The sequence below is a fragment of the Capnocytophaga sp. CM59 genome (assembly GCF_000293175.1).
GTDB lineage: Bacteria > Bacteroidota > Bacteroidia > Flavobacteriales > Flavobacteriaceae > Capnocytophaga > Capnocytophaga granulosa.
The window spans coordinates 1-4,184 of record NZ_ALNN01000040.1; the positions used below are offsets into that span (position 1 = coordinate 1).

The following is a 4,184-nucleotide window of genomic DNA, read 5'->3' on the forward strand; positions in this document are numbered from 1 at the left end:
TTCTACCACTATGTTGGTCAGTTCAGCGATACAGTTGTATTCTATATCCTTCACTCCTACAGTGTAAGAACCTACCTTAAGACCTGAGAACTTGTTGTTGTTTTCTCCTTGCCAATCGAAGGTGCCATCGGCCTTCTTCAATCCATAGTCATACTTGCCTGATCCTCCGCGTGCGGTGATTTCAAATCTTCCGTCTTCACCATCATGGCAGCTTACCGTTGGCTTGCCTGACAATGGATCTATCGTTAGTGGCTCTTTAGGAGCTACCTGTATTGGATCTGAATCCACTCTACACTCGCCATGGCCTGCTACCTTATGCAATACACTGATGATGTAGGTCTTGGTCGTATTGCCTTGCAAATCCACATCCAAATTGAACTGTGTATTGTCATGTGGCTGGTCTACCTTGGCAGGGTTGCCTACCTCAGTGAGCAAGTAACGGACATTGAGCGCTGCCGTAGTTGGCGTTACGCTGGCCTCCACTACCCACTTGATCTTGCCATCCACACACTCGTACTTACCTGCCGATAGCTTGAGTTTTACCTCTGAGCCTGGCTCTATCGTTACAGCTGTTTCGGCCTCACAACCATTCTTATCTATAATCCTAAAGGTGTGTTCCCCTGCGGTTAAGTTTCCTATCAGATCACCATTATCTCTTGTATGGTATCTTATGGGGGCTTTGCCGTCTATCACAAGCTCATACTCATTGTCATTAGAAGTCCTTGCAAAAGGTGTTCCTCCGAATACTCTTAGGCGGGTCTTACCATCCTTGGCATCTACACAGCTTTCGTGCTCGGTGTATTCTGGGTTAACTGACACACTAAGTGGTTCTGGTTCGCCTATGGTGAACTCTATGATATCCTCATTGATTCTGCTGAGTGTACCATTTTGGTCTTCTAAGTATATCTCGTTTGGACGACAGCCATTTTCATCTTGTACTATCACGAAGTACTTACCTGGAGCTAAGCTATCTATTACGCCATTTGGCTTGTCTAAGAAACGATCCAAACGTGGAGAGATCGCATAGGTAAGTTTCCTATTAACTCCATTGTTATGCTGGAATCCTTCTGTATGAGTGATGGTAATCTTACCATTCTTGTCTCCATTACATTTTACATCCTCTAACTTATATTTCACTACATACTTAGTCTCTTCGGTGATAGTTACAGGGATTACCCTAGCGCTACAGCCACCATTGGTTTGGGTGATCTCTACCTGATAATCGCCTTTGGCAAGGCCTTCAAAGATTCCTTGGGTATTTGGATTGGCACTGCTAGTACCTCCTGCTCCTGTAGGTACAAGGCTACCTCCCTTAAGGAGCTTGAAGTTATAGCCTTCGTCAGCCTTTCCTCCTGTAGCCTTTACTGTAATCTTACCATAAGAGCTACCGAAGCACTTGAGGTTCAATTCGCTTTCTTCAGCCACTACCTCGCCGTCCAATTCGGATATCTTATCCACATATACCTTATTGCTAGATCCTTCACATGGAGCTGGTGGTGGGGTAGATGAGCCATTGTTGTCCCATATCTTCACTTGGTACTTGCGCTCTACATCTCCTCCATTGTGACCATGTTTCACTCCTGTGGCAAACTCATAAGTTACTCCTGTGATACCATCCGTACCTGACTTAAGGATCGGTGTACCTCCTACTCTTTGAGGATTAGCCTCATCGGTAACGTCGTACAACTCTACCTTATAGTCTTTTCTTGAAGGACGCATCTCAGGTCGCTTGTCTATCTCTACCGTAACACTTCCTTCTTGGTTACAACCTGGGTACTTAGAGAGGTACGCTCTAGCGATGATACTTCCTGGGTCTCCTACTTTTATAAAAGGAGTATCCTTATGATCTTCTGCACAAAGCATATCGGAGTATACTCTGATAAAGTAGGTTCCTGCACCCACATTGTCAAAGGTTACAGTGCCTCGAACTGGGGTGGTGGTATCATCATCTGGAAGGATTCTACCCAAGGAAAGCTCTGTCTCTGCATCAAAGAGCTCATAAGAGAGTTTTCCTTCTATAGGTGTACCTCCTGTACCTCCTGTTACTCCGGCAAGCTTAATAGTTCCGTCTTGTGCTCCCTGGCAGCTTGGTACCTCTGGTACAGTTGCCGCTGGCACGGTAAGTCCCATAGTTGTTGAGTTGAACTGCAAGAAGGTGAAAGTAGCCAAGTCACGCAAACAGCCCTTGCTATCTCTTACTTGTACATAGTGACTTCCTTCGCCTAAACCGCTAAAGGTAAGCTCATCTGTCCAACCTCCTTCTACACCATTGCTTACAATCTGGTATTGGTAAGGACCTCCCCAGCCACCTGTGGCTGGCACAGTTACAGCTATCACTCCATCATTGTTGGACTGACCTCCACAATAGGTCATCGCATGGGTTATAGCAGAAGTCGCATCTATCTGTGCTGGACGAGTTACCTGTGTGGTCGCTGTCGCATCACACTTACTATCCACTACTCTAAGATCTACTTGGAACTGAGTTACTGCATTGGCAGGAGCCTGCGTTATAGGCACTTGAAGCGTTTTTGTCTCTTTGGCTAGCTTACTGAACAAGCTTCCTGAGTTATAGCCCAATGGATTTGTTATCACATAGTTATAACCATTCGCTTCAAAATCTCCTCCTTCTACTTGCAACTCAAAGGTTAAGTCTATCGTTGTAGGAGCAGGCGTTGTTCCTTGGTCTCCACAACCTCCCTCTTTGAGTATGAAGTTCACTCGTGGTTTCTCACTCTTGACCATCCTATAGTGGGTTGGCAACTGGTAAGTACACTTAGTCTTCTTATTGAAGAGTATGATTCGGTACTCTGCTATCTGATCTGCTACATAAGGTAAGATAATATTACCTACTCCAGATCCTGGTATATCAGCGACAGTTCTTTCTCCTGCGGCGTAAGCACCCACTGAAGTGTAAGAACCTCCTGTACCTAACTTATCTACCTGAACATTGTATCCGTCTCCATTACCATTAGGATCACTATAGTTTATTGTCAATTCTACTATTTCCTGTCCTGTGGCAGCATCACAGCTCATACGCTGAGTACGCTTGGTCGTTACGCTTTCTATCTTATGGAAAGGCAATACTTCATCGTGGAAGGCATAGCCTGATCCTCCATCCAATTCACAGCCCTTAGCATCGCGTATCTTCAAGGTTACCTCATACTTTATTCCCCTGTCTGGTAGGTCAAAAGCATATTCTGCCTCATGTACCGTTAGCGCTGGATATGGCAGTGCTGTTACCGTAGAAGGTATTTCTTCTCTGGAGAACAAGAACTCTGAGGTTCTCACATCCTTGATATACACTTCAGCTGTATAAGGTGGTACCCCTCCTTTGACCTTGAACTTAAGCTGTGCTTTGTCCTGTGCTGGGGTCAAACCAAATATAGGTGAGGTAGTTGCAGCACAAGCCATCTGAACAAGCTCTATCTTCGGTTTCGGTGGAGATGAAGTGGTCATCTCAAAGTCTACTTTCGGATTCTTGTTGATAGTTACTACATTACCCGCTATATTGGTCACATCATAGCCATTACATTCTCCGTTAGAAGACTTCTTCACTATAAGCTTATAATCTCCTTCGTCTAAGCCTTCTACTCTATATCTTACTGTTCCTAGTGGGTCAGTAGATCTATTTGGTATGATATTGGCATCAGTAATAGTAGTGCCTGTTGAGGCAAAGGCTGTGGTTCCTATAGGTGCTTTCTGCAAGTCATACTCAAAACGTACATCCTCACGAGCTATCGCAGGTGATGCTGGCGTAGTATTTCTTGTGAACTCAAAAGCTCCCTTAGTACCCGTTGTACCTGTACAAGCATTCTGCTGTTCTACATCAGCCCCCTCTACCTTATGGCGAGCCTTAAGATCAGCTGGCGTTTCGGCAGGAAGTACCTTCATAGGTGCACTTGGGATGTAATCAGTACAGTACTTGTTACCCTTATCCTTGATCCATACAGTATAGTAAAGCTCTGTTCCTCCAGGAGCAGGTGTAGGGGCTACACTTATATCTTGTTCCGTTACATTGGTATCTACTGGAGTAGAACCAATAGGGGTAGAACCTGTTGGCGCTGTAAATGGACTTGCCTGTCTGTTCTCTTGTGTATTCGTTGTACGATAGGTTACCTTAATGTCGTAGCGGTTACCACCTCCTATCACCGCTGGTGGTAGGATAGATGATGGTAAGAACTCTT

Annotated in this window: 1 protein-coding gene; it reads right to left on the reverse strand. The window is 45.1% G+C overall.

Features of this window, described 5'->3' with window-relative positions; translation table 11 throughout:
* On the reverse strand, positions 1–4,184 hold a 4,184-nt coding region (locus tag HMPREF1154_RS13545), incomplete at both ends, for a hypothetical protein (protein WP_009642398.1).